Annotated in this window: 22 protein-coding genes and 1 other RNA gene; 19 read left to right on the top strand and 4 right to left on the bottom strand. The window is 35.1% G+C overall.

The features are described from left to right. The first annotated feature begins 15 nt into the window (after positions 1–15). Together AC4BB5_RS10445 and pyrG are read left to right on the top strand one after the other, a co-directional pair. The gene (locus AC4BB5_RS10445) at positions 16–1686 is read left to right on the top strand and encodes a peptide ABC transporter substrate-binding protein (protein ID WP_490456092.1); all 1671 of its coding nucleotides are present in this window, start codon (positions 16–18) and stop codon (positions 1684–1686) included. Between the two features lie 242 nt (positions 1687–1928). Further along, on the top strand, positions 1929–3530 hold the full coding sequence (gene pyrG / locus AC4BB5_RS10440; RefSeq protein ID WP_490456091.1) for a CTP synthase: 1602 nt from the start codon (positions 1929–1931) through the stop codon (positions 3528–3530). A gap of 45 nt (positions 3531–3575) precedes the next feature. Here the strand turns inward: pyrG and AC4BB5_RS10435 are convergent, their stop codons facing one another. Together AC4BB5_RS10435 and recU are read right to left on the bottom strand one after the other, a co-directional pair. Further along, positions 3576–5903: a PBP1A family penicillin-binding protein gene (locus AC4BB5_RS10435; RefSeq protein ID WP_490456090.1), complete on the bottom strand. Its 2328-nt coding sequence runs from the start codon at positions 5901–5903 to the stop codon at positions 3576–3578. After that, the gene (recU, locus tag AC4BB5_RS10430; RefSeq protein WP_490456089.1) at positions 5893–6534 is read right to left on the bottom strand and encodes a Holliday junction resolvase RecU; all 642 of its coding nucleotides are present in this window, start codon (positions 6532–6534) and stop codon (positions 5893–5895) included. The genes AC4BB5_RS10435 and recU overlap by 11 nt, the downstream gene beginning before the upstream one ends. Before the next feature lie 61 nt (positions 6535–6595). On the opposite strand from recU, the gene AC4BB5_RS10425 reads away from it, so the two are divergent. The 7 genes from AC4BB5_RS10425 to nth all read left to right on the top strand — a co-directional run bounded on the left by AC4BB5_RS10425 (position 6596) and on the right by nth (position 12406). Beyond that, positions 6596–7135, top strand: a complete 540-nt coding sequence (locus AC4BB5_RS10425; protein ID WP_490456088.1) for an SLOG family protein — start codon at positions 6596–6598, stop codon at positions 7133–7135. A 96-nt stretch (positions 7136–7231) separates the two neighbouring features. Next, positions 7232–7666 carry a cell division regulator GpsB gene (gene gpsB, locus AC4BB5_RS10420; protein ID WP_490456087.1) on the top strand — a complete coding sequence of 145 codons (435 nt, stop codon included), beginning with the start codon at positions 7232–7234 and terminating at the stop codon, positions 7664–7666. A gap of 23 nt (positions 7667–7689) precedes the next feature. Next, positions 7690–8060, top strand: an RNA gene (gene rnpB / locus AC4BB5_RS10415) — RNase P RNA component class B. A gap of 258 nt (positions 8061–8318) precedes the next feature. Further along, positions 8319–9482, top strand: a complete 1164-nt coding sequence (locus AC4BB5_RS10410; RefSeq protein ID WP_490456086.1) for a THUMP domain-containing class I SAM-dependent RNA methyltransferase — start codon at positions 8319–8321, stop codon at positions 9480–9482. Positions 9483–9493: 11 nt separating this feature from the next. Continuing rightward, positions 9494–10993 carry a carboxypeptidase M32 gene (locus tag AC4BB5_RS10405; protein ID WP_490456085.1) on the top strand — a complete coding sequence of 500 codons (1500 nt, stop codon included), beginning with the start codon at positions 9494–9496 and terminating at the stop codon, positions 10991–10993. 36 nt (positions 10994–11029) lie between these two features. Further along, positions 11030–11746 (top strand): DnaD domain protein, encoded by a 717-nt coding sequence (locus tag AC4BB5_RS10400; RefSeq protein ID WP_490456084.1) that lies wholly within the window; start codon positions 11030–11032, stop codon positions 11744–11746. 12 nt (positions 11747–11758) lie between these two features. Then, positions 11759–12406 carry an endonuclease III gene (gene nth / locus AC4BB5_RS10395; RefSeq protein ID WP_490456083.1) on the top strand — a complete coding sequence of 216 codons (648 nt, stop codon included), beginning with the start codon at positions 11759–11761 and terminating at the stop codon, positions 12404–12406. Between the two features lie 57 nt (positions 12407–12463). On the opposite strand, the gene AC4BB5_RS10390 is transcribed toward nth, so the two are convergent. Further along, positions 12464–14266 (bottom strand): glycerophosphoryl diester phosphodiesterase membrane domain-containing protein, encoded by a 1803-nt coding sequence (locus tag AC4BB5_RS10390; RefSeq protein ID WP_490456082.1) that lies wholly within the window; start codon positions 14264–14266, stop codon positions 12464–12466. Between the two features lie 93 nt (positions 14267–14359). Then, a complete protein-coding gene (locus AC4BB5_RS10385; protein ID WP_490456081.1) occupies positions 14360–14959 on the bottom strand; it encodes a TVP38/TMEM64 family protein in 600 nt (199 codons plus the stop codon). Positions 14960–15345: 386 nt separating this feature from the next. On the opposite strand from AC4BB5_RS10385, the gene AC4BB5_RS10380 reads away from it, so the two are divergent. The 10 genes from AC4BB5_RS10380 to AC4BB5_RS10335 all read left to right on the top strand — a co-directional run bounded on the left by AC4BB5_RS10380 (position 15346) and on the right by AC4BB5_RS10335 (position 26428). After that, a complete protein-coding gene (locus AC4BB5_RS10380; protein WP_490456080.1) occupies positions 15346–16713 on the top strand; it encodes an Nramp family divalent metal transporter in 1368 nt (455 codons plus the stop codon). Between the two features lie 118 nt (positions 16714–16831). Further along, positions 16832–17356 carry a ribosome maturation factor RimM gene (gene rimM, locus AC4BB5_RS10375; protein ID WP_490456079.1) on the top strand — a complete coding sequence of 175 codons (525 nt, stop codon included), beginning with the start codon at positions 16832–16834 and terminating at the stop codon, positions 17354–17356. Continuing rightward, positions 17346–18095: a tRNA (guanosine(37)-N1)-methyltransferase TrmD gene (trmD, locus tag AC4BB5_RS10370; protein WP_490456078.1), complete on the top strand. Its 750-nt coding sequence runs from the start codon at positions 17346–17348 to the stop codon at positions 18093–18095. Before rimM ends, trmD begins: the two co-directional genes overlap by 11 nt. A gap of 144 nt (positions 18096–18239) precedes the next feature. Beyond that, entirely contained in the window at positions 18240–18587 is a 348-nt protein-coding gene (rplS, locus tag AC4BB5_RS10365) for a 50S ribosomal protein L19 (protein ID WP_010761540.1), read from the top strand. 341 nt (positions 18588–18928) lie between these two features. Next, positions 18929–19573, top strand: coding sequence for a hypothetical protein (locus AC4BB5_RS10360; protein ID WP_490456077.1), 645 nt, complete (start codon positions 18929–18931; stop codon positions 19571–19573). Between the two features lie 231 nt (positions 19574–19804). Continuing rightward, positions 19805–20665, top strand: coding sequence for a hypothetical protein (locus tag AC4BB5_RS10355; RefSeq protein WP_490456076.1), 861 nt, complete (start codon positions 19805–19807; stop codon positions 20663–20665). 263 nt (positions 20666–20928) lie between these two features. Continuing rightward, positions 20929–22863, top strand: coding sequence for an NACHT domain-containing protein (locus AC4BB5_RS10350; RefSeq protein WP_490456075.1), 1935 nt, complete (start codon positions 20929–20931; stop codon positions 22861–22863). Between the two features lie 134 nt (positions 22864–22997). Continuing rightward, positions 22998–25664 (top strand): SpaA isopeptide-forming pilin-related protein, encoded by a 2667-nt coding sequence (locus tag AC4BB5_RS10345; RefSeq protein ID WP_490456074.1) that lies wholly within the window; start codon positions 22998–23000, stop codon positions 25662–25664. Between the two features lie 22 nt (positions 25665–25686). After that, positions 25687–26007, top strand: coding sequence for a hypothetical protein (locus AC4BB5_RS10340; protein ID WP_429976361.1), 321 nt, complete (start codon positions 25687–25689; stop codon positions 26005–26007). A gap of 16 nt (positions 26008–26023) precedes the next feature. Next, positions 26024–26428 (top strand): DUF961 family protein, encoded by a 405-nt coding sequence (locus tag AC4BB5_RS10335; RefSeq protein WP_490456073.1) that lies wholly within the window; start codon positions 26024–26026, stop codon positions 26426–26428. Positions 26429–26431 lie beyond the last annotated feature (3 nt).

The following is a 26431-nucleotide window of genomic DNA, read 5'->3' as shown; positions in this document are numbered from 1 at the left end:
GAAATGGTGGAACGTATGAAAAAAGGGTTAAAACAGAGTCTCACATTGATCACAACAATGTTGCTACTTTCAGCTTGCGGGGGAAATACAAGCGATAAATCAGCAGACAGTACAGACAATAAAGTTGTCTCAGGTCAAAAATCGTCAAGAGTGCTTAATTTAATGGAAGCCTCAGAAGTTGGATCTATGGATACAATTTTTACACAAGATGAACCTAGTGTAAACGCACAGTCTAACGTTTTTGAAGGACTTTATCAATTAGATGAAAAAGACAACGTTATTCCAGCAGTCGCAAAAGAAATGCCAGAAATTTCAGAAGATGGTAAAACGTATACGATCAAGCTGAGAGAAGATGCAAAATGGTCAAATGGTGATAAGGTGACAGCAAATGATTTTGTTTTTGCTTGGAAAAAGATGGCTGATCCAAAGAATCAAGCCAATTACTTTTTCTTAATGGATGGCACGATCGAAAACGGGACAGAGATAGTCAATGAAGAAAAATCAGCAGATGAACTAGGTGTTAAAGCGTTAGATGACTATACACTTGAAATAAAAATGGCTAAACCTGTAACCTATTTCACGTCGTTGTTAGCATTCTCTCCATTCTTCCCGCAAAACGAAAAATTTGTGACGGAAAAAGGAAAAGAATATGGAACATCTAGTGAAAACATCGTCTCTAATGGTCCTTTCCTAATGGAAAATTGGGATCAATCTTCAATGTCATGGGATTTAGTTCAAAATCCTAATTATTATGATGCGGATAAAGTAAAATCAGAAAAAATCCATTTTGAAGTATTAAAAGAAACGAATACAGTGTTCAACCTTTATGAATCAGGTGAATTAGATGTAGCGATCCTGACAGGAGACTTTGCAAAACAAAACAAAGATAATCCAGATTACGAAGCGATTCAACGTTCAAAAGTATATTCACTGAGAATGAATCAGAAAAGAAATGACAAACCATCGATTTTCGCAAATGAAAATGTTCGTAAAGCTGTCGCGTATGCTCTTGATAAGAAAAGTTTAGTAGAAAATATCTTAGCCGATGGTTCAAAAGATATTTATGGATACATCCCGAAAGATTTTGTTACTAATCCTGAAACAGGGGAAGACTTCAGAAAAGAAGCTGGAGACTTAGTTAAAACAAATGAAAAACTAGCAAATGAGTATCTAGACAAAGCGAAAAAAGAATTGAATGGCGATGTAACGATCGAATTATTATCAAAAGATGGTGATGGCGACAAAAAAGTTGCTGAATTTATTCAAGGTCAATTGGAAAAAACATTACCAGGACTAAAAATAAATGTCAAAACAGTCCCTTTGAATAATTCCATCGAATTAATGAAAAAAGGGGATTATGAACTGTCTGTCAGCATGTGGGGACCAGATTACCAAGATCCAATGACCTTCTTAGAAAGCTCAGTCAGCACGAAAAATAAAACAAGTTATCGTAGTGAAAAATATGATAAGTTGATCGATGATGCATCGAATAAATATGCCAATGAACCTGAAAAACGCTGGGAAGCATTGATCGCAGCTGAAAAAGTTTTAGTGGAAGAAGATGTGGCCTTGATTCCATTGTATCAACAAGCAAGAGGGCAATTAGTTCGTCCAGGAGTTGAAGGAATTGAATATCATAACTTTGGCGCAACCAGTACCTATAAAAATGCTTATATCAAAGAATAAATGAGGGAAGAGTTAAAGCTTTACTAAAAAACCAAAAATCTTCTAATAGAAACACTTGACCTCAAATTGATTTGCTTGTATTATACTACTTGGGCACCTTTGAGAAGGTCAGAAGTTTACAACAAATTCCAGCTCCCTATTCATTTTGGATAGGGAGCTTTTGTTTTTTATGAGTATAAAAATCACGAGTTGTTGTTTGCTTATCTCTACAAATCTATTTTCAGAAAGGGTTTTTTTATATTATGACAAAATATATCTTTGTTACAGGCGGCGTAGTTTCTTCGATTGGGAAGGGTATTGTTGCAGCATCTCTAGGGCGTTTATTAAAAAATCGCGGCTTGAAAGTAACGATTCAAAAATTTGATCCATATATCAATGTGGATCCAGGAACAATGAGTCCTTACCAACATGGAGAAGTTTTTGTCACAGATGACGGTGCCGAAACAGACTTGGATTTAGGTCACTATGAACGTTTTATCGATATCAATCTAAATAAGTATTCTAATGTGACTACTGGGAAGATTTATTCGGAAGTATTGAGAAAAGAACGCAAAGGTGAGTATTTAGGTGCGACTGTACAAGTGATACCACATATTACTAATGAAATCAAAGATAAAATCATGCGTGCAGCGACTATGACAGATGCGGATATCATTATTACAGAAGTCGGTGGAACAGTCGGTGATATTGAGTCATTACCGTTTTTAGAAGCGTTGCGCCAAATGAAAGCCGATGTTGGTAGTGACAATGTGATGTACATCCATACAACATTGATTCCTTACTTAAAAGCAGCTGGTGAAATGAAAACTAAACCAACACAACACAGCGTAAAAGAATTACGCAGTTTAGGTATTCAACCAAATATTTTAGTTGTTCGTACTGAATTACCCGTTTCTCAAGGAACAAAAAATAAATTAGCTCAATTTTGTGATGTTGCACCAGAAGCTGTTATTGAGTCACGTGACGTAGAAACACTTTATTCGATTCCACTGGCCTTGCAGGCGCAAAATATGGATCAAATTGTCTGTGACCATTTAAAAATAGACGCACCAGTGGCTGACATGACGGAATGGCGTGCGTTAGAAGAAAAAGTACTAGGCCTGAAGAAAACAACTAGAATTGCTTTAGTTGGTAAATATGTAGAGCTTCCTGATGCGTATCTATCAGTAGTTGAAGCATTAAAACATGCTGGTTTTGCTTTTGATTCGGATATTGCGATTGATTGGGTCGATTCACAAGAGTTGACAGAAGAAAACGTTGCTGAAATTTTAAAAGATGCTGATGGGATCTTGGTACCTGGTGGCTTTGGTGATCGCGGAGTTGAAGGGAAGATCGAAGCGATTCGTTTTGCTCGTGAAAATGATGTGCCGTTCTTAGGTATTTGTTTAGGGATGCAAATGGCCTGTGTAGAATTTGCGCGTAATGTTGTGAAATTAGAGGATGCTGGTTCTGCTGAAAATAATCCAGAAATCCTTAACAACATCATTGATTTGATGGCCGATCAAGAAAATATTGAAAATCTTGGTGGTACATTACGTTTAGGGTTGTATCCTTGCAAACTTAAAAAAGGTAGTGTTACACAAGCTGCATATGAAGGACAAGAAGTTGTTCAAGAACGTCATCGTCATCGTTATGAGTTCAATAATAAATACCGTCAACTATTTGAAGAAAATGGTTTAGTCTTTTCAGGTGTTTCACCAGATAATCGTTTAGTTGAAATTGTTGAGTTACCAGAGAAGAAATTCTTTGTAGCTTGTCAATTCCATCCAGAATTGATTTCTAGACCAAATAGACCACAACACTTGATCAAAGGATTTGTTGAAGCGGCATTAAATAATCAATAAAACTAAAAAGGCCGATATCTGTATGAGATATCGGCCTTTTTTATATCAGCCAGGAGAGGATCGTCTTCTGGCTACATTATTTTGTATAACAGGAGGTGTAGAGGATTCTTGTGGCGGTTGTTCGCTACTTGGTATGTCAGTCGGCGTAGTTGAGGCCGGTGGTTCGGTTTGCTGAGTAGATGAAACCGGTGGTTCGCTAGCTTGAGTAGACGATGGTTCGGTTTGCGAAGAGACCGTCGAACTACTTGTTGCAGGTTCAGAGCTTACCGGACTTTCCCAAGATGAAGAACTTTCATAGCCAGTATTTGAAGGTAATAATTGTTCTTCATATGCACCTTTAACATATAATTCGCTGCCAGAACGTATAACAGAATCTGGCATTTCCCAGTCATCAGTAGACGTACCTTCAGAAAGGTACGTCATCATTTCTCTGTAAACTTCAGAAGCAGTTCCCCAATATTCGTATGGAATAGGAGTTAAGCGCTGTTTGTAACCTGTCCAAACGGAAACAGAGTAGTGAGGCGTATAGCCAACAAATGTGCTGTCTGGTGCAATACTAGATGATTCGGAAGCACCCATTTTTACAAGGTCATCTTCAGTATAATTGGCAGTTCCGGTTTTACCCGCTTGAATTAGACCTGGAACAGCAGCATTAAAGGCTGTTCCGCCATTAATAACATCTTTAAGCATATCTGTGATCATATAAGCAGTTGAATCCTTCATAGCACGTTTACTTTCAGTTTCAGTTACATCTTCTGAGCCATCTTGATAAACTACTTTATTAACATAATAGGGTTTATTGTAGACACCCATATTTGCAAATGCCGCATAAGCAGCTGCTAATTTTAAGGACGATACGCCATATTTGTTGCCACCTAAATCACTAGTGTTACTAGATATTGCATTGGCAGCAACGAAATCTTTGAATTCGATCCCCAAATCTTTAAGGAAAGCCGCTGATTTATCACTTCCAACGGCATCAAATGTTTGGATTGCTGTTGTATTTCGAGAATACATGATCGCTTTACGCATCGTAAGTGCACCATAATACTGCATATCTGCATTTGTAACAGGGATGTTTGTTCCTTCGTACGTAGTAGGTTTATCCATCATGATTCGTCCGGTAGAATAGTTCAAGTTCTCAATGGCAGGGCCATAATCTGCGATAGGCTTCATTGTTGATCCGACATCGCGATCTGTTTCAATTGCTAAATTAGTCCCCAATTGGACATCATCGGGAATATTCCGACCGCCTATTTGAGCCTTGACTTGTCCTGTTTTTACATCGATCACAGTGGAAGCAACTAGGAAATCTGGATCAGGATATTCAACATAAGTGTCGCTGTTGATGATATCGTATAGTCGTTTTTGTGCATTCATGTCAAGATTTGTATGAATATCTAAACCATCAGTGTAGACGTTTTTCCCCATACTTTCTACTTCAGCGATAACTTCTTTAATATAATTATCCACGATTTTACGATTTTCATTTGACTGTTTCAAAGGTTGTAACCCATCATCAATCGGCGTTGCTTTTGCTTCATCATATTCTTTTTGAGTGATTTTTTCATTCTCTTTCATTGTGAATAAAACAACATCACGTCGTTCTTTAGCAACATCTGGTTTTACATATGGATCATAGTCGTTAGGTGCTTGCGGCATTCCAGCTAAAAGAGCTGTTTGCGGAAGTGTTAACTCTGCTAACGGCTTTCCATAGTATGATTGCGCAGCAGTTTCCATACCGTATAAACCATTAGCCATATATACTTTATTGATATAGTACGTTAAAATCTCTTCTTTGGATTTTTCTTTTTCTAACTGCATCGCAAGCCAAGCTTCTTGTGCTTTCCGTTTAAGGTTTTGATCTTTTTCCTTTGTAGAGAAATAAGAAAGTTTGATCAATTGCTGTGTTAGCGTACTACCACCTTGAAGTCCGCCTGTTTTAAAATTAGAGAATGCGGATCCTAAAATTCGGATTGGATCAACACCACTATGTTTGTAAAAACGTTTGTCTTCAACCGATACGACTGCATCTTTAAGCAATTGAGGTACATCTGTTGGTTTGATCATTTCACGTTTTTCAGCGCCTAATTCTTCAAATACTTCATTATTTGCATCATATAGCTTTGAAGAAACTGTGGCACTTAGTTTGTCATCTTCTAGCTTAGGAGCATCTTTGGCATATGACCAAAATAAGCCTACACCAGCTAGAACCCCTAAAATACCGAGCAGGATCAAACCTAAAAATATTTTTAGAAAAATTCGCTTTTTCTTTGGTTTTTTAGCACCGCCAGACGGTGTGTTTTGAGTGCTGTTAGATATAGGAGTATGTCCATGTCGTGCAGCACGTGACCCTATTTCATCAGTTGTCATTAGTCGCAACTCCTTTGTTTGATTGAATATGTTGCCAGACCGCATCCAAATAAGGAATTCTAGGTGCAATCCCAATTTGAATCTCTATTCCTTTTTTTTCAATAATAGATAAAGGCAACGATTTTTTTCCAGTATTTTCTTGTTCTGACCAATAGGTTACTAATTCTTCTCCGCTAAAAAAGAAACATCTATTCAATGAAGAAAACCACAATAGAACAAAGCAAATACCTTTTTGTGTCAAACATTGTTGGATATGATCAATCTGGTGTTGATGGAAGTTTTTAAAAGGAAAGGAAGTTTTATTCTTTGTTTCCTTTGCTTCGAAATCCAGATAATATCCGTTGTAGACACCATTATAATCAGTTGTAGAAGCTTGTCTAAAGTAAGCTTCCTTGATTACGGCAGCACTACGGCTAGGGTAATCAACTTTGACAATTTGAACGGGGGTTGGCTTTTTATGAATAACTGCTGCATTGCGTGATAAATAAAAAGCGTTACTTTTGTTGATCTCTTCTTCAAAATCCATTCCTCGTTTACCAAATTGAATTGATTTTTGGTTTTTTACTTGTTTTTTTGATTTTGGTGCTTCATGATTGTTATAGGGAGTACCATTAGGATAATGAAAAGCCATTTCTATCACACTCCTAGCCAATATTATAACAAAAAATCTTTATGAAAGAAAAGGAATGTCTATGGAAAACATAAAAACACTTTATGTGACTGGTTATAAAAGCTTTGAAATCGGGGCTTTTCAAGATAATGACCCTAAAATTATAGTTATTAAAAATGTATTAAAAAAGGAAATTATGGGCTATTTAGACACAGGATTGGAGTGGGTTTTGGTTTCTGGCAATCTTGGGACTGAGATTTGGGCAGCAGAAGTAGTAGCAGAATTGAAGAATGATTATCCTGAATTAAAACTAGGAGTGATTTATCCGTTTAAGGATTTTGGCAGTAACTGGAATGAAAAAAATCGAGCAAATTTAGAAAAAATTGAACTTTTAGCAGATTTCGTGGATTCAGTGAGCCATCAACCTTATAAATCGCCAGCACAATTAAAAATGCACACACGTTTTTTATTGGAACACTCTGGTGCAAGTCTATTAGTTTATGATAAAGAATATCCAGGGAAAACGGAGTATTTTTTGAAAGATGCTGAACTTTTTTCTGAGAGATTTCCTTATGAAATTCGCTTGATAACAATGGATGATTTACAAAACTCGATGGAATAGTGAGAATCTGTTTGATTTTCTGACGATTTTCCGATACAATAATGCTGTTGAACTATGAACTTTTATCCTAATCAAAGAAAACAATGAGGTGTAAGTATGGCAAATTTAGTATACAGTCCAAAAGATATTTTACAAAAAGAATTTAAAACGAAAATGCGCGGTTATGATCCAGTTGAAGTTGATGAATTTTTAGATAACGTAATCAAAGATTATGAAGCTTACAACAAAGAGCTATTGACGTTGCAAGAAGAAAATAATCGTCTTTTAGCTAAATTAGATCAAGCGTCCAAAGTACAACAAGCAATGCCACCACGTGGTGGGCAAGAAATGCCAAAGAGTGCCGCAGTGACAAATTTTGATATTTTAAAACGTTTATCTAATTTAGAACGTGAAGTTTTCGGTAAAAAATTAGATGACACTCCTGCTTCAAACCCTATTTCAGGTATGAGCCACTCAAATCCATATGAAAGTAATATTCACCATAATTCATATGAACGTGAAATAGATAATTCAGAAACACGTCAATTTTAATTGATTAGAACGAACAATTTGTAATTTTCGGGTGATCGCGGTTTGAATTAATTCAAGCTGAGGAAAGTCCATGCTCGCACAGACTGAGATGTCTGTAGTGTTCGTGCTTAGCGAAAACATAAGCTAAGGTGCTTGAAAAAGTAACGGCAGGAAAAATGACTAAGGTTTCGGCTATGTCAAAGTACCCTTGAAAGTGCCACAGTGACGAAGCAATTTTGGAAACGGAATTGGTGGAACGCGGTAAACCCCTCGAGCGAGCAACCCAAACGATGGTAGGGGCGCTCTTCTAAAGGAAATGAACGAGTAGAAGAGGCAGATTGATTTCTGCAGATAGATGATGACCGTCGAGTGTTTTTCCCTGAGAGGCATTCGATACAGAACATGGCTTACAGAAAATTACAATTATTCAGGAGACCTTCCAACTTTGTTGTGAAGGCTTTTTTTAAAGTAAGGGATAAACAAGTTTTATTATAAATAGTTGAAATTCTGAGTACAAGGTAAAAATGTTGTTTTTAGCTTGTTAATCTAGACTCAGAATAAATGGCGATAAAGAAGCAAATAAACGTCCGTTTTGATCGTATCGATTTAATGCAAGGGTACGAATTGTCTTTTGGAGGTAAACGCTTCTGTCTCGACCTTAAGAGGAGATAGGATGACAAAAGAAAAAACATTTAAACTTGTTGCAACTGCAGCAAGTGGTTTAGAAGCATTAGTAGGTAAAGAATTACGTGATTTAGGCATTCCTTGTGAAGTTGAAAATGGTAAAGCATTATTTGAAGGCACAATGGAGACGATTGCTACAGCTAATTTGTGGTTACGTACGGCAGATCGTATCAAAATTATAGTTGGTGAATTCGATGCTTTTAGTTTTGACGAATTGTTTGAAAAAGTCAAAGCATTGCCATGGGAAGATTATTTACCAATGGATGCAGAATTTCCTGTAGCTGGAAAATCAATCAAATCGAAATTATACAGCACACCTGATTGTCAATCGATTACTAAAAAAGCAATTGTCAATCGTTTAAGGGAAGTCTATCATCGTCCAGCAACTGTACCTTTAGCTGAAACGGGTGCTTTTTTTCAATTAGAAGTTGCTCTTTTAAAAGACCATGTAACAGTAACTATTGATACGACAGGTCCAAGTTTGTTTAAACGTGGCTATCGTATTGAAAAAGGTGGAGCACCGCTAAAAGAAAATATGGCGGCGGCTTTAGTCATGTTAACGAATTGGCGTAAAGATCGTCCATTCTATGATCCTGTTTGTGGTTCTGGCACGATTTGTATTGAAGCTGCGCTAATGGGACATAATATTGCGCCAGGATTTAACCGTGAGTTTGTCTGTGAAACGTGGGACTGGTTTGATTCGGCTATTTTTGAAAAAGTTCGTAAAGAAGCGGACGAAAAAGCGGATTATGATATCGAACTAGATATTATGGGGTCTGATATTAATGGGAAAATGATTGAAATTGCTAAAGCTAATGCGGAAGAAATCGGATTGGGCGATTCAATTACTTTCAAGCAATTAGCTTTGCGTGACTTTACAACGGAAAAAGAATATGGCGTAATGGTTGCCAATCCACCTTATGGTGAACGTTTGGGTGAAGAAGAGTCTGTACGCAAATTATATAAAGAGATGGGAGAGGTCTTCCGTCCATTAAAAACATGGAGTAAATATATCTTAACAAGTGACTTAACTTTCGAACAATATTACGGAGCAAGAGCGACTAAGAAGCGTAAACTTTACAACGGTGCTTTGAGAACTGATTTGTTCCAATATTGGGGAGAGCGACCACCAAGAAAACCAAGAGAAGAGTAGGTGAAACAAGTATGAAAGAACAAGAATTTCTACAAGAGATAAAAGAAATCCAATTACTACAACAAGCTTTAGGTTTATTAGAATGGGACAGCCAAACTGGAATGCCAGAAGCCGGTAGTGAATTCCGTGGAGAAACCTCGGGTTATTTATATGGAATGGCTTTTGAAAGAAGTGTTGGACCTAAAGTTCAAGAAGCCTTAGCTTATTTTGATACACATTCTGACGAATTGTCGGAAGTAGGGTTGTCAGTTTATAAGCACGTCAAAAAGGATTACGAGCTAAATCACAGTATCCCGGCTGATCGGATGCAGGCATATAATACAGCGTTAACTAACGCACATACAGCTTGGCTTCAAGCTAGAAAATCTAAAGATTTTGCTGAAATGAAAAAGGAAATTCAAACAATCATTGATTTTTTAAAGGAATTTATTCCTTACTGGAAAAAAGATGAAGCAACAAACTATGATGTTTTGTTAAATCAATACGAACCTGGTTTAACAGTTGAAAAACTGGATAAAATTTTTGATCAACTTAAAACTGGTATCATGAGTATTAGAGAGACTGTTTCGGAAAAAGGGTCAGTTCCGCGTACAGATTTTTTATCTAGACGTGTGACGAAAGAACAACAAAGAACATTTGTTACAGGTGTTGCAAAGCAACTTGGGTATGATTTTTCCAGAGGACGTTTAGATGATACAGTTCATCCATTCATGTTAGCTTTAAATCGTAATGATGCACGTATCACGACCCGTTGGGATGAAACAAATTTTTCTATGGCAACTTTTGGCATTATTCATGAAGCAGGACATGGAATTTATGAACAAAGCATCGATCCAAAATATGACTATACGCCAATTTCAGCGGGTGCTTCTATGGGTATCCACGAATCTCAATCGTTATTTAATGAAATTATTATTGGCAGTAATAAACAATTTTGGAAAAAGCAATTCCCGTTTTTTAAAGAATGTACAGAAGAAACATTTGCTGACATTTATTTTGATACCTTTTATGACTCTTTAAAAGAGACAAAAGCGAGCTTAGTTCGAATTGAAGCGGATAGTTTAACATATCCACTCCATATTATTATTCGTTATGAAATCGAAAAAATGATTTTTAATGATGAGGTTTCAATAGATCAGCTACCTCAAATTTGGAATGATAAGTATGAGGAATATCTAGGAATTCGACCAGAAAATGATTTAGAAGGAATTGTACAGGATGTGCACTGGTCTGGAGGGAGTTTTGGCTATTTCCCTTCCTATGCATTAGGCTATATGTACGCAGCGCAATTACGTCATGCTATGGGGAAAGAAATCGATGTAGATACTGTTTTAGCCAGTGATGATTATTCAGTGATCAAAAATTGGCTGACTGAGCATATTCACCAATATGGTGCATCAAGAGAACCAAACCAATTGATTTTAGATGCAACAGGTGAAGCTTTAAATCCGCAATACCTGATTGATTATATGAAGTCTATTTATTATGATGTCTATAAAATCAAAGAATAGTTATTTTTATCTAGCAACAGAAATGAGGGAGCAGTTATGTTATCAATTAATGAGTATTTAAAAGCAGGTGAAACGACTGTCTCCAACTTAGTCATCGAGAACTATCAGAAAATTGGTCTAACCGATGAAGAATTTTTATTTTGGCTGCAATTGTTTCGATCTCAAGCTAAAGGAGATTTATTCCCAGATTTGGCTGAAATCAGTCAAATGATGGGAAAACCAATCGACGTTATTTATAAATTGATGAATCAACTCGTTTCACGTGGATTTTTGATCATTGATACAAAGCAAAATGAGCAAGGGCAAATGATCGATACATATGATTTATTGCCAATTTTCGAGAAAATTGCTCTTTTACAAAAAAAGCAGATAGAAAAACAACAAGAGCTTTCATCAGAAGAAACAATCAAGCAACTTTACCAAGGGTTCGAAAAAGAATTTGGTCGGCAGTTATCACCAATTGAATTAGAAATGATTGGCCAATGGTTGGAAATGGATCACTATCAACCTGAACTTATTCGACTAGCATTAAGAGAAGCAGTGTTAAATCAAGCGTATAGCTTAAAATATATCGATCGAATCTTGCTTGCGTGGGAACGTAAAAATATCACGACAAAAGAGCAAGTAGCAGAAGATCAAAAGCGTAGAAAACAAGCATTGATTCAAAAAGAAATCGAACAACAAGATGCACAAAACGAGCCGATTCCCAAAGTTACCTTACACAATTGGCTTAATCCAGAAGATAGCGAGTAAGGAGGTAGGTAAATGCTTTCTAAAGAGAAGACAATGGAAGCAATCGAGATCATGTATGAGATGTTCCCAGAAGCGGCGTGTGAACTTACGCATCAAAGTCCTTTTCAATTGTTGATTGCTGTTATTTTAAGTGCGCAGGCAACAGATGTTTCTGTGAATAAAGCAACACCAGGATTATTTGCTGCTTATCCGACCCCTGAGGCATTGGCGGCAGCTCCTGTTGAGGACATCATCTTAAAAATTAAAACAATTGGTTTGTATCGGAATAAAGCTAAGAATATTAAAGCGTGTGCAGCACAATTACTGGATCAATTTGATGGAAAAGTACCTGAAACCAGAGAAGAGTTAGTTTCCTTACCTGGAGTGGGTCGTAAAACAGTGAATGTAGTGATGGGAGACGCGTTTGGCGAACCAGCTATTGCTGTTGATACACATGTTGAACGGGTGTCAAAACGTTTACGTATCTGCAAGTTAGATGCCAATGTAATGGAAGTTGAACAAACTTTGATGCGGAAAATTCCTAAAGAATTATGGGTGAAAACCCATCATACAATGATTTTTTTCGGACGCTATCATTGTTTAGCGAGAAACCCTAAATGTGATATTTGTCCGCTTTTGTACATGTGTCAAGAAGGAAAAACACGAATGAATGCAAAATAAACAAAAAAATGACGTAAACATCCAATTGTTTTACGTCATTTTTTTGTTTGTAGTTGTTTAACCAATTCCAATAACAAAATGAAATAATTTATCTGAATAAGTAAGTTCATCTAAATCAGTTTTGATCGTGTCATTGAGTAATTTTAATTCATCGGTAACAATGCCGTCCACGCCATAAAACATCATTCGTGTCATTGTATCTTCATCATTCACAGTCCAGGCGTAGACTTTCTTACCATCATTATGAGCTGCATTGATGAAATTACGGTTTAGCGTTGTATATTCCATAGTAAAGAAATCTACATTTGAAACTGGCGGACCGACAATATTAAAAGGGAGAATATAGCCGACATAAAACGCTGGTTCTTGTTCTTTTAATTGAGTAGCTGTATCAAAGGTCAGTGTATGAAGAATATGTTTTTCCGCTAAAATAATCTTGCGATATCTATCAGTAAATCGCTTAACGAGATCAGGACTGTCTTGTGGTGTTGTTTTGATTTCGATCAGTAACTTTTGATTTAATTGCTGGGCTTTTGCGAGATACTCATCGAATGAGCACACGTTAGCCTTCTGACCATTTTCTTTAGCAGTCAGTTTGACAAGTTCTGCTAATGTAAGTTCGTTTGGACGTTTATTTACACCAGTAAGTTTTTTTAGATTGAAGTCGTGCATGACAACAAATTGTTTGTCTTTGGTTTCTTGGATGTCCATTTCTACATAAGTAGGATGTTCTAAGCTTGTTTTTTCTAGCGCGGGTAATGTGTTTTGAACACCGTTTGCTGCATCGACCCCCCTATGAGATATCGTTAAAGGTTCTGTAACTGACGGATTGCTTAAATAGTTAGTATTATAAGTTCCGACACCGATCCCAAAGAGAGCAGCAGTAAAAGCGAATAATCCAATTTTAAAGACAGACCATTCTTTTCTTGCTTGTTTGGGCTGATCAAAAAACCATTTTGGTAGCTCAGGCAAAAAACCTTCGTCATCCATATAGTCGATCGTAATATAAAATATACCCACCGTAGAAAAGATAATGTTCATGAGTAATATAAATTGTAAAAGTGTCATCGCAATAACCGCACTGACCAATGCATAACTTGGAAATGCTGTTTCAATAATTGCTTGGGCGCTGAGAATCACCGTATAGCTTAGAACAAAAACCAAAAGAATACTGCCGCCAATTACAATAAACTGACCTAATATCTTAAAGAAATGGTTTTTGGTTGAACGCCAACTTTCTCTTACTGCTTGACGGAATGGGACGTCTCTTAAAATCATTTCAGGTAAGGCAAAAATCAAGCGAATCGAAAGATAAAAGAAAAGCAAATAACCTAAACCTACTAAAGCGATAATCGCGACACGATTGGCAAAGATAAAGTCCATAATAAATGCTGGGATTTTTATTTTTGATAGCAGATCGGAATTAAATCCTAAACCACTAAGCGGTAAAACTAGGAAAAAATAGAATAAGAAAAAAAGAATCGTACTAAGTTTAATTTTTTTAAGTTGAAGTATTGTCCCTTTAAGCAAATTCGGTAGAGAGATTGGTTCTTTTTTCTTTATAAAAAAAATACTTAAAAGTAAAAAAGTAAATTCAAAAAAAACCGCAATCACAATTGTTAGAAGTACGATGATTAGCGCAATCAGCACGCCAGGATGTTTAGAGAAGATGATCGGAATCGTATCATAAGATAGATAATTGATTTTCCCTTGTTTTAATATAAAACGAGTTGAACTTGCCAAAAGTGGAAGTAGTACAAAAAGCATAAAACCATGCATTAATAAAACATCGCGGAAGTAAGCAGATGTGCCTGCAAAGAAATCAATCATATTTTTAAAACTATTCTTTAAGTATGTCATTATTTAATCCACTCCTATAAAACTAGAATAAAAAGAAGATAGGATACTGTAGCATCCTATCCTCTGCATAGTTCTATTATATATTTATGATGTTTAAACGCCTAATAACCCGTTTAAGAATGTGCCACCGTAAATCAATGCTAGACTATATAAGAAGATTGAAACAGGTTTTGCTAAAATAATGATCAATGTGAACTTCTTTAAGGACATTTTAGTTAAACCAGCCATCAAACAAAGAGTATCGTCTGGTGCGATTGGAAGGAAAATTGCTAATGCGAAGAGACGCTCAAAACGTTTTTCGTTATCCAACCACCCAATATATTTATCATAGGTCTTATCACTGACTAAACTTAGAATGAAAGGTTTACCATATTGGCGGCCTAATAGAAAAATGATCACAGAACCGATTGCGATTCCTACATAATTATAGATAAATCCTGCAACTGGACCAAATATCAGAACCCCAGCAGCACAACTAATACCGCCTGGTATAATTGGGATTACTACTTGAATGATTTGAACCAACATAAACAAAATGGGTCCCATGATAACTGAGTCACCGACTAACCCTCTCAAAGCATTGATATCTTTAAAAACACCTAATCGTATAAAATAAATCGTCATAGCAATCGTTGCTATAATCCCTACGATTGAAATGCAGTTAATAATTTTTCTTGAAAGCGCGATGCTCATATCTATCATCTCCTTGATTTAAAAGCGTAGCAGTCTAGTTTGATTGAAAAATAGGAAAACATGCTTGTGACGCTTTTTGTCACTTTTCCTAGAGACTAGCCAGAACGCTAGATAAAGTAGCTATTATTAGTATAAAAGCCTTTTTAATATTTTACCATTGTTATTTATCAAAAGTTACGAACAAAGTTGTAAGAACGAACTTGGTACGATTATTATACAAATTTTTTTTTCTAAAAACATCCTACTTTAGCCCTAAATAAAAAAATAACCACGACTTTCCTATTTACAAGAAACAATGAGAGGATTATAATTGTTTTAAAGATTATGGCGCACCTAAAAATATAATAATATAAACCTTATGATTTATAGTTGGAAGAAGGATAAATATGAAAGAAGAGAAAAATGAAGCGGAAAAGTTGTTGGAGTATGCAAATGGTCCTAGTTTGGAAGAGATCAATAATACAGTTGATGTACCGAAAGATGCTAATTTTTGGCGAACATTAATGGCATATAGTGGACCAGGAGCTCTTGTAGCAGTAGGTTATATGGATCCAGGGAATTGGATTACTTCAATTGCTGGCGGGGCAGAATATAAATATGCGTTATTAAGTGTTATCTTACTGTCAAGTTTGATTGCTATGTTGCTTCAAAGTATGGCAGCAAAACTAGGAATAGTAACAGGAAGAGATTTAGCTCAAGCAACCCGGGAACATACAAGTAAAAAAACAGGATTTGTTTTGTGGATCATTACGGAACTTGCGATCATGGCAACAGATATTGCTGAAGTAATTGGTGGGGCTGTTGCCTTACAATTGCTGTTTGGTTTTCCATTATTGATTGGCGTGTTGATTACGACCTTCGATGTTTTATTGTTATTATTATTAACAAAGTTAGGCTTTAGAAAAATTGAAGCAATCGTTGCTTGTTTGATTGCAGTTATCTTTTTTGTTTTCGCTTATGAAGTAGCCTTGGCTGATCCGAATATTGGTGAAGTACTGCGTGGATTTATTCCAGATCCTAAAATTGCTAGTGACAAATCAATGTTGTTTTTGGCCCTAGGAATTGTTGGAGCAACGGTGATGCCGCATAATTTATACTTGCATTCATCGATCGCTCAAGCAAGGAAATTTGATCGTCATGATGATAAAGAAAAAGCAAAGGCAATTCGTTTCACGATTTGGGACTCAAATATTCAATTGACGGTGGCGTTTATCGTGAATTGTCTTTTGCTAATTTTAGGTGGCGCTTTGTTTTATGGAACAAATAGTGACCTAGGTAAGTTTGTAGATTTGTTTGATGCATTGAAAAATCCTGATATCGTCGGAAATATTGCGAGTCCTGTGTTAAGTATTTTATTTGCGATAGCGTTGCTTGCCTCTGGTCAAAATTCTACGATAACTGGAACACTTTCTGGTCAAATTGTTATGGAGGGCTTCATTCACTTAAAAATGCCACTATGGATGCGCAGAGTGGTTACACGCTTGATTGCAATCGTACCTGTTATTATTTGTGTGATCCTCTATGGAGGAAGAGAATCGGCAGTTGAGGATTTATTACTTTACACTCAAGTCTTTTTAAGTATTGCTTTGCCAATTTCCATTATTCCTTTAACAATGTACACGAGTGATAAAAAAATAATGGGTCGGTTTGCTAATCCAATGTGGGTGAAAGTTTTAGCGTGGATCATCGCAATCGTATTGACGGCATTGAACTTGTTCTTGATTTATGGAACATTGACTGGTGTGAATGCATAATAAATAAAAAGAAGGCGATTCTTGATTGAATGGCTTTCTTTTTATGTATATATAATAGAATTCGTTCTATAGAAATGGTAAAATGAGAAAGACAAAAATTTTGAAATGAGGGTTTTAAGTGACTGAATATTTAAATGTTGGAAAAATCGTCAATACTCAAGGCTTAAAAGGTGAAGTACGAATAATATCTCAAACGGATTTTCCAGAACTACGCTATAAAAAAGGATCAGTTTTGACATTATTTCAAGAAAAAAAAGCACCAATCGAGCTGACGATCAAAACACATAGAAAACATAAAAATTTTGATATTGTAACATTTGAAGATCATTTTTCAATCAACGATGTTGAAAAATACCGTGATGGAATTTTAAAAGTATCAAAAGATGATTTAACTGATCTACCAGGAGATGAATTTTATTATCATGAAATCATTGGATTGACGGTTATCGATGAAAAGGGTGAAGAACTAGGGAAAATCAAAGAAATTCTTTCACCTGGCGCAAATGATGTCTGGGTTGTTCAAAGACCAAAGAAGAAAGATGTTCTGATACCTTATATCGAATCTGTTGTTAAGTCGATCGATTTAGAAACAGGTATTGTTCGTGTAGAAATTCCAGAAGGTTTGATCGACGATGAAAATTGATGTATTGACGCTTTTTCCAAGAATGTTTGAAGGACCGATGGGGGAATCGATCATTGGGAAAGCTGTAGAGAAAAACTTGCTGGAAATCAATGTGTCCAATTTTCGTGATCATTCAGATAATAAACACCAGTCTGTTGATGATTACCCTTATGGTGGAGGAGCCGGAATGCTTTTAAAGGTTCAGCCTATATATGAAAATTTAAGAAGAATTGAAGAAGGATCGCCAGAAACGAAAAAACGCGTGATTTTGCTAGATCCAGCTGGTAAACAGTTCGATCAAAAAATGGCGGAGGAATTTTCTGAAGAAGAGCACTTAGTTTTTATTTGTGGTCACTATGAAGGGTATGACGAGCGTATTCGTTCACTTGTTACAGACGAAGTTTCATTAGGAGATTATGTTTTAACTGGTGGAGAATTAGGGGCAATGGTTATGATCGATGCAACGGTTCGGCTGCTGCCAGATGTATTAGGAAACAAACTTTCCGCACAAACAGATTCCCATTCAACAGGATTGTTGGAGCACCCACAATATACACGCCCAGCTGAATTTAATGGAATGAATGTGCCGGAAGTTTTGACGAATGGCAATCATAAATTGATAGCGGAATGGCAGTTAAAAGAATCTTTGCGCAGAACCTATTTGAGACGTCCAGATATGCTGGAAATCCTTGAACTTGATGATGAAATGAAAAAATTCCTTGCTGAGATCATTGAAGAAGAGAAGTCAGCAACGGAATAGAAAATAAGCTATCTTTAAAGAAAAATCCCTTTACAGCAGTGAATAGCTATGTTAAACTATTTCAGTGAGTGCAAAGCGCTCAACTATTACGATATTCCGCTGTGACAAGAGTCATAAGAATGTTTGGAATGAGGAGAAAAAAGAATGAATCCATTAATTCAAGAATTAACACAAGAACAACTACGTACGGATATCCCTGCGTTTCGTCCTGGAGACACTGTTCGCGTACATGCGAAAGTAGTCGAAGGAACACGCGAACGTATCCAATTATTTGAAGGAGTTGTTATCGGACGCCGCGGCGCTGGTATCAGCGAAACTTATACAGTACGTAAAATTTCTAATGGTGTTGGCGTGGAACGTACATTCCCATTACACACACCACGTGTTGCTCAAATCGAAGTAGTTCGCTATGGTAAAGTTCGTCGTGCGAAACTTTATTACTTACGTGCATTACATGGTAAAGCAGCTCGTATTAAAGAAATCAGAAGATAAGAAAGTCTCTGACTGTCTATCAAATTTCGAATGTGAAAAGTCCTTGTATATCAAGGGCTTTTTCTATTTGTCTTTATTCCTAAATTTCGTAAAAAAGGTATTTTAGTCTGTAATTGTCCTAGATTGTCCCATTTTGACGACATAGGTAGTCAAATATGGGCTAAATTTAACGATTACGCTGACGACAAAAGTCATCCGAAAATACCAATACGAGCCTCCGAATTTAGCAAGTTTGAGGTTGACTTGCTAAGAAGGGAGACAGAAGCCGATGCGTACCCAGTGGCTGCTAAAAAGGATGATAGAACTATATTCTCTATAATATAGTTAAGGAGACATCTATTATGATGAATGATGATAAGAGAGTAGTTTGGAAGCAAGAAAATGATTTGAAACTAATGCAGGTTATTTTGGAATTTATTGAAAAACATCAAATTGATTCTGTGAGAAAATATCAACTGAAATTAAAAGAGTACCCTAAAGAAGTCCCTAGCTTGTGGTTTATTAAAGAACGATTTGGATCTTGGGATAAGTTATTGATTCAACTAGGTGAAAATAGATTAGAGAGATATTGTTGGTCGAAAATACCTAATGATGAACTGCAAGAAATTGTTGTAGCATTTATTAAAGAAGAGAAGATTCGTTCTCAAAGAGCTTATGAGAGAAGAACTGTTGGAAATAAAACTATTCCTTCACTAGATACTTTGAAAAAGCGATTTGATGATATTAAGCCTTTCTTTAAAAGAGAAATAGAAGGATCAGTCTCCAATTTTGAACTTCTTTTTGAGCTAAGAAATGAGATTATTCGATTAGGTTTGGAAGAGAGTTTATCAATGAACGAGTTTAGAAACAGAGCGAACTCAGAATATTTACCATCAGTGGATACAATTATGAGGAGAACTGGGAAGTCTTGGGAAGAATTGATGGAAGAGATTGGTTTTGATTATAGGACTTTAAAAATTGAGAAATTGACTAAAAACTTTAAGTAATTATGTGTTAAAAAATGATAGAACTATTTTCTATTTAAAATACGTGAAATTGTAATGTTGAGTATAGCACAATTTTCTACTTTGATCCCAATTTGAAAGATAGCCAAAATTTATTAAATAGTGAGTAATTCTTATATTGTTTATTATTCTCAGAAAACGCTATATTATTTCATGAATTGTTCAAACAAAATTGACATAATGTGATTAAAAACATTTTGAAGGTGATGGTTTATGGTAGAGAGAGCATTCAGTGAAGAGCTTGGTGAAGAGGTATCAGCAAAAGTGGCTTATAGGAAGTCAATGAAGGGTGAAATAACGGACAAAAAGTCTTTTCATTGTATAGACCCTAACTGTGCAATTCAGTTAACCTGTACAAATTTTGGTGAACCAAAAGGGAAACGATTTTACTTTACCACTTCTCATCGTGAAGCACTGCATAATATAGATTGTTCAGAAATATCGGCTACCGATAGAAAAGAACAAATTAGCACTGAACATGAATTGGCTAAAAAAACGATTCAAAAAGATGGTACTATTCGTATGTCACAATCTCTAAATAAAGTAGCATCAACTATTAAAACAGAGGTTGAAGATAAGAATGGAACAATAGTGACAAATGAAACTAATAGTACTACAAAAAACGGAACCATTAGAGAAACTAGAAATATCTATTCACTTGCGAGTTTTGTTGAGCTATATTCTGATCCAATGATTGATAATGATTGGCAACAAGTTAGAATAAAGGATGAATTGATCTCTTTGAATGAATTATTTGTTCCATCCTCAGAAACAAGTGTGGGAACTAAAGTTAGAATTTACATGGGTGTAGGGAAAATTACTATATTTAAGAAAACAATACTTAAAGTAGTCTTTTCTGATTTTCCTGAAAATCCAATTTTTACAAACAAGGATAGAGCAATGAGACAAAATAAAGAAATTATTTCAAAATATGCAGATAGTGATGAAGAAATTAAAATATATTTTCGAGGTTATTTTGGAAAAAAAGATGGTAAGTTCAAATATCTATCATTCCATGATCAGTCCATTTACAAAGATTTATTTTTTAGTAAGCTTATTCAGGATACTGAATAAATTAGAGATGTTGCTCAAAAATTTTGATGATATTTGTATAAGCAAAAAGCATTCTCAAAAAGAGGATGTTTTTTTGTTATTTTAAGTGAACAATATTTTTTAACCATTAAAATTACTATCCAATTAAATTTTTATAGTAGCTAATAAATGTGAGCTAAAAAAACAATTGTTACAGAAAGCTTCTTTTTGAATCATTTCCCTGTATAATATATTTATAGTAGCATTTCATAATAAAAATTTTGAAATAAACTGGAGGAGTAATTATGGTTCTTGATTTAATAGCTACCACTCTACTTGCTTACAATCTTGAGCAACTAAGTGAAGGGATTGTAAATGAAGCTGTTGAAAAATGGGAGCAATTTGAAACTAAATATAATAAAAATTTCAAACAATATTTTCAACGATGTGAAAAAAAGTATCGAATTATTCGAACAATTCTTAATGATAAAGAACAAGACTTGATGAAAGTTTTTCAACCTACTTCTTTATTTCAAGAAAAAGAAGAAATCCAATCAAAAGATTTGTTAAAATTCATTGGTAATGCAAAATATATTTGGGTCACAGGGCATGGAGGGCAAGGAAAATCTACTTTATTAAGATATTTAATGCTACAAATTTTGTTTGATGAAAAAAAAAGTAAACAAAGAATACCAATTTACATCGAATTACGTAAGTATAATAATGAGAAGTACGAACGAAGAAAACTATCTAAATTTATTTATAGTGAGATGAACACTTTAGGTTTTGATTTGGATTATGATTTATTTGAATTTATGCTAAAAAGAGGGCGATTTTTATTTCTTTTTGATGCATATGATGAAATCGTTTCGGATAAAAGTCAATTATTCATGCTAGAGTTTGATGATTTTATGACAAAATATGGTGAAAATAATTTTGTTATCACTAGCAGAAAGATGCCGAAAGGGAATTTAGAGAACATTGTTTCCCTCACACAATTAGAATTAAAAGGATTTACAAAAGCTGAGGCAATCAGCTTTATTAGAAAAATTGAGTATATTCCAGATATTAAAGAAGAATTTCTCGTTCAATTAGACGAAGATCTCTATGAAAAATATGAATCTATAGTTGCAAACCCTTTATTATTAGTTTTGATGTTGAAAGTTTTTAAGCAAAATCCAAATTTTCCCAAAGATATTAGTAAATTTTTAATTGATGCCTTCAAAGTTTTATATGAACAACATGATGCATCTAAATTAAGTTATCAACGAGAGTTTCGCTCTAACTTCAGTGAAGAGCAAATGCTACAATTTTTCTCAGCTTTTTGCTTCATTACCTATTTTCATTCTAATGCTCAATCAAAAGAATTTTCGAAAGAAACAATTTTGAAGTATATCAGATTAGTTATTAAAAGATACCCATGGGTAAATCAAAATACTCAGATTTCGGATAATGACATTCTTTTTGATTTGAAAGTTTGTCTATGCTTGCTGTATGAAGAAGGACAGAACTACTATTACGTCCATAATATTTTTCAGGAGTTTTTTGCTGCGTATCACATTTATCAATTGTCTGAGAAAGGAAAAAAGGGTTTTATTTCAAAATATATTTTATCTGAAACTAGCTCTTATTTTTCCAATATTAGACTATTCTCAACGACTTTTGACTATATGTATGAACTAGACTGTTTAAAAAATACGGAGACAATTAATTTAGGAATTTTACTACCATTGATTGAGTCAATTGAGAATAGTGAAAACTTTATAGATTTTCAGCATTATTTCATCTATGCATTCAATGTGAAGAAGAAAGGAAATACTCATTTTGAATTATATCTGTCACCAAGATCAGATTTTCATAGAGAGAAGGTCAGGATACTTTTAAACAGATTAAGTTTTTATTATAAGTATGGAGGTAATCCAATAGTAGCTGCAGGAACAATTAAACCAATAATAATTTTAAATCAAAATGAGATACGTAATTTAGTGAGTAGATCTACTTATACTAAACAAGATTTGTCTAAATATTTACAAATAATAAAAAGAAATGATAACGAAAATTTCAGAATTATTCTTGATATGAAAACTATTGAGGAAGATGAACTACTTTATCCTACAATAAAAAAAACACGTAGGTATAAATTAATGGAAGGGTTAAGTCAGTTAAAAAATGATCTATTGGCAGAACGAAAAAAAATTGAGAACGAAGAACTAATTTTGTTTGAGTTAGATGAAATATAATTTTTAATAGTAGCAATTAAAGAAAGCTGAGTCTAATGATTTAGCTTTTTTTGTTTGGAGGGACTATTATAAAATATGAAATACGAGCTCCACCAGTTGGAAGTACAATTCTAACAAATAGAGGAGGAAAACAAATGAATAAGAAAAGACGACAAGCGATCTCGCTAGTGGGTGTACTCACAGTGATGATTGCTTTTTTTATTACCCCAATAACGGCTCTTGCGGCTTCGGTCAATTATGAAAAAATTGGAGATTATGTTTCTACTTGGCATGTTGCTTCACTAGGGGGCTTACACTGGACAGATAAAGGTGTGCACATGATTAAGGCAGATAATCAACCTGCTTTTTGTATTGAACACGGTGTTCTACTGAATGGTGGCTCAGGATTTGAACCTTCTGAGCTAAACAGTGCTGAAAAAGAACGGCTATCTTTGATTTCATATTACGGTTATCAAATTAGTCCTACAATGGAAAATTATGGAATCACTCAAAACATTATTTGGGAAGAGTTCGGTGATACATTGTTAACCACTCAACTTCCAAACTATGCAAATCGCAAAAATGAAATTTTAGCGAAAGTAGCTAATCATAAAATTAAGCCAAGTTTTGCGAATCAGAGCATCACCTTAAATGTTGGTGACTCTATCACGCTAACAGATACAAACAATGTTTTATCAAAATATGGTAATCTTTTAGAAAATTCCGCAAACCTGCAAATTGAAAAGAATGGAAATACGCTGAAATTGACTGCTACGGCTAGTTCTAAAGAGTCTGGCAAGCTTCAATACAGTATGGTGCCAAAAGATCAAGTAGGTCAAAGTTTCATCTACAAGAAACCTGGTGAACAGACTGTAGCGACATTTAAATTATCCAATGCTGGAGAAATGAATTTAGCGATCAAAGTGAATCTCAATGGAAATGTAAAATTGAAAAAAGTAGATGAAGATACTGGGAAAGCTGTACCAAATACGAAAATGAAATTTGAGTATAGCGGACAAACAAAAGAAATTGTGACTGATACAAATGGTCTTGCTCAAATCAATGACCTAAAAGCTGGCACAAAAGTAAAAATAACCGAAGTCACTGCCAATAAAGGGTTTGTGAATAAAGGAGAATCAAAAGAAATCACGATAGAACCAAATAAAACAATTGAAGTAGTGTTTGGAAATAAAGCCCAACAAGGATTACTAAAATTAAAAAAAACAGGTCAGAAAGCGACCACAGTTACCACAACGGATTCTGATTATGGAAAGCTACATGACATTAGCTTTGATTATGTTCCTCTAGCGGATGTGACGTTTACTATTAAAGCTCGTGAAGACATTAAGGTAGGTGATTATGTTCACGCTAAAAAAGGAAGTGTTGTTGCGACTGTAAAAACAGATGCAAATGGTGAATTAATCAATATGCCTAAGCTATATCTAGGAAAATATGAAGCCATTGAAACAGCGGCTCCTGCTGGATACCTGATGAATACAACACCTCTGCCTTTTGAGTTTACCTATGAAGGGCAAAATGTTGAATTAGTTTCTCAATCACTTGAAGCAAAGAATGACTTTCAACAGCTAAAGATCACTGTTTATAAAAATGAAGAACAAATTCAGGGCTGGAAGGAAAATGTGCCAGTACTAGAAGAAGTGAAGGCTAATGACAAAGTATTTGGCTTATTTACGAACCAAGAATATCCAATCACTGACAACACTATTGTACCAACTGATGCTTTATTAGCGTTTGGAACAGTTAATGATGGGGAGCTTGTCTTTCCTAATCTACAACTAATGGAAGGAAGGTACTACATTCAAGAATTGGATGCTGGAGAAAACCATGATATTGATACGACTCATCATGAATTTGAGTTTAAAGCAACGGATCATGAGACAGAAAAAATTATTGAACTCTATGCACCTAAAGACAGTCAAGAGGATGAATCGCTGCCACTGTTAAATAAACTTCATTTTAATCAGTTTTCATTAAAGAAAGTAAATGAAGAAGCAACATTAGAAGAAAAAAATGGCTATGATTTTACTTTCACTGGAAATGGCGAAGGTGCTATTTTCACCCTAGAAACGGAAGACAAAGAAGTGATTCAAACAGTCACAGTTAATAAGGATTCTTTGGCTACGTTCACGAATGTACCTGTCGGAACGTTCTATTTGAAAGAAAAGCAACCATCTTCTGAGAATTACGTAGGTTCTTCTGAAACCTATCAAATTATCTCTACACTAAAGGGCGTTCAAGCCTATGATAGTAAAGGTCAGCTTCTTGGTGAAACAATGAATGAAGAAACAAGTGAGGAAGAGGAAATTATCGAGCAGACCGAAGAGCCTGATTCTAAAGAACCTACAAAAGATGAGCCAATCGTGTTACTAGAGCTTAAAAACCATTTGGTTAAAGGAATTGCAGAATTAACGAAAACAGACGTATCGAATGGAAAAACTCTTCCAAATACGGGTATTCGTATTCTTGATAAAGATAAGAAAGTAGTGATTGAAGGGAAAACAGATAACCAAGGTCAATTTACCTTTGAAGAATTACTAAAAGGTGTGTACTATTTCCAAGAATTTGATGCTCCTTCGGGTTATCAATTAGACGAAACACCGATTCAATTTGAAATTAAGGAAGATGGCGAGATTATCAAATGTACCATGACCAATCAGCTCATTCCAAACGAAAAAGGAAGTTTACCGCAAACAGGTGAAACAATGTCTATTTTAGGAATTACGCTAGGAAGCTTGCTACTGATGGGTGTTGCTAGCTATTACTTTTATGCAAAGAAAAAACAAGGAAATAAAACAAAATAAAAAATGAAAGAAGGAATCAACTATGTCAAATCGTGTCACAAGTATTGCCTTAAAGGAACAACAGTTGGGTGCTAAAATCAAAGCTACGGTAAAAGAGGAACGAGAAATTTATGTTGAAGGAAAACGAGTTCCTTGTCGTATTTTCACTGCTTCATCTGCACTACACCCAGACTTTGAAATCATTGTGCCTAATCTGAGAAACTCACAGCGCTTTGATGGAAGAAAAGAAGTGGAGTTGAAGGATGCTACGTTAGTTCCTAGTGCCAAACGAAATAATATTGGAACAGCCAGTCGAACGTTAGAATTACAAGTTTTTGCCAAGCAATTAATCACACTAAACTAGAAAAGAGGAAAAATAAATGAGTTTAAAATTTGAAGAAAACACGATTAAGGATTTTGATATTAAGAAAACATTTGGAATTTGTTATTATTTAAGCACTCAACCTATCTATGAAAATGATGGCGAAGGTAACCGAACAGAAATGGTAAGAGAGCAACGTGTGACAGTTTATTCCGAAGCAAAAAATGATCAAATTGATATTGCATTGCCAGATACGACTGACTTAGCTTCATTTTCTTATGATGATGAAATTGAACTGACAGGTGAAGTGACTGCATTAGCATGGCTATCTTCTTACGCTGGGTACAATGATTCCATTCAATCAGAACAAGCCTTTAAAATTCGAGCTGGAGGGATCAAAAAGGTAGCGGTCCTTCATCAGAAACCTGAAAAACAAAAGCCAGCTGGAACTTCACAAGGGTAATAC

This window comes from Enterococcus sp. AMC1252 (genome assembly GCF_058216515.1).
Note: the sequence above shows the minus strand (reverse complement) of the source record. Positions and strands in the feature narration are given on the sequence as shown.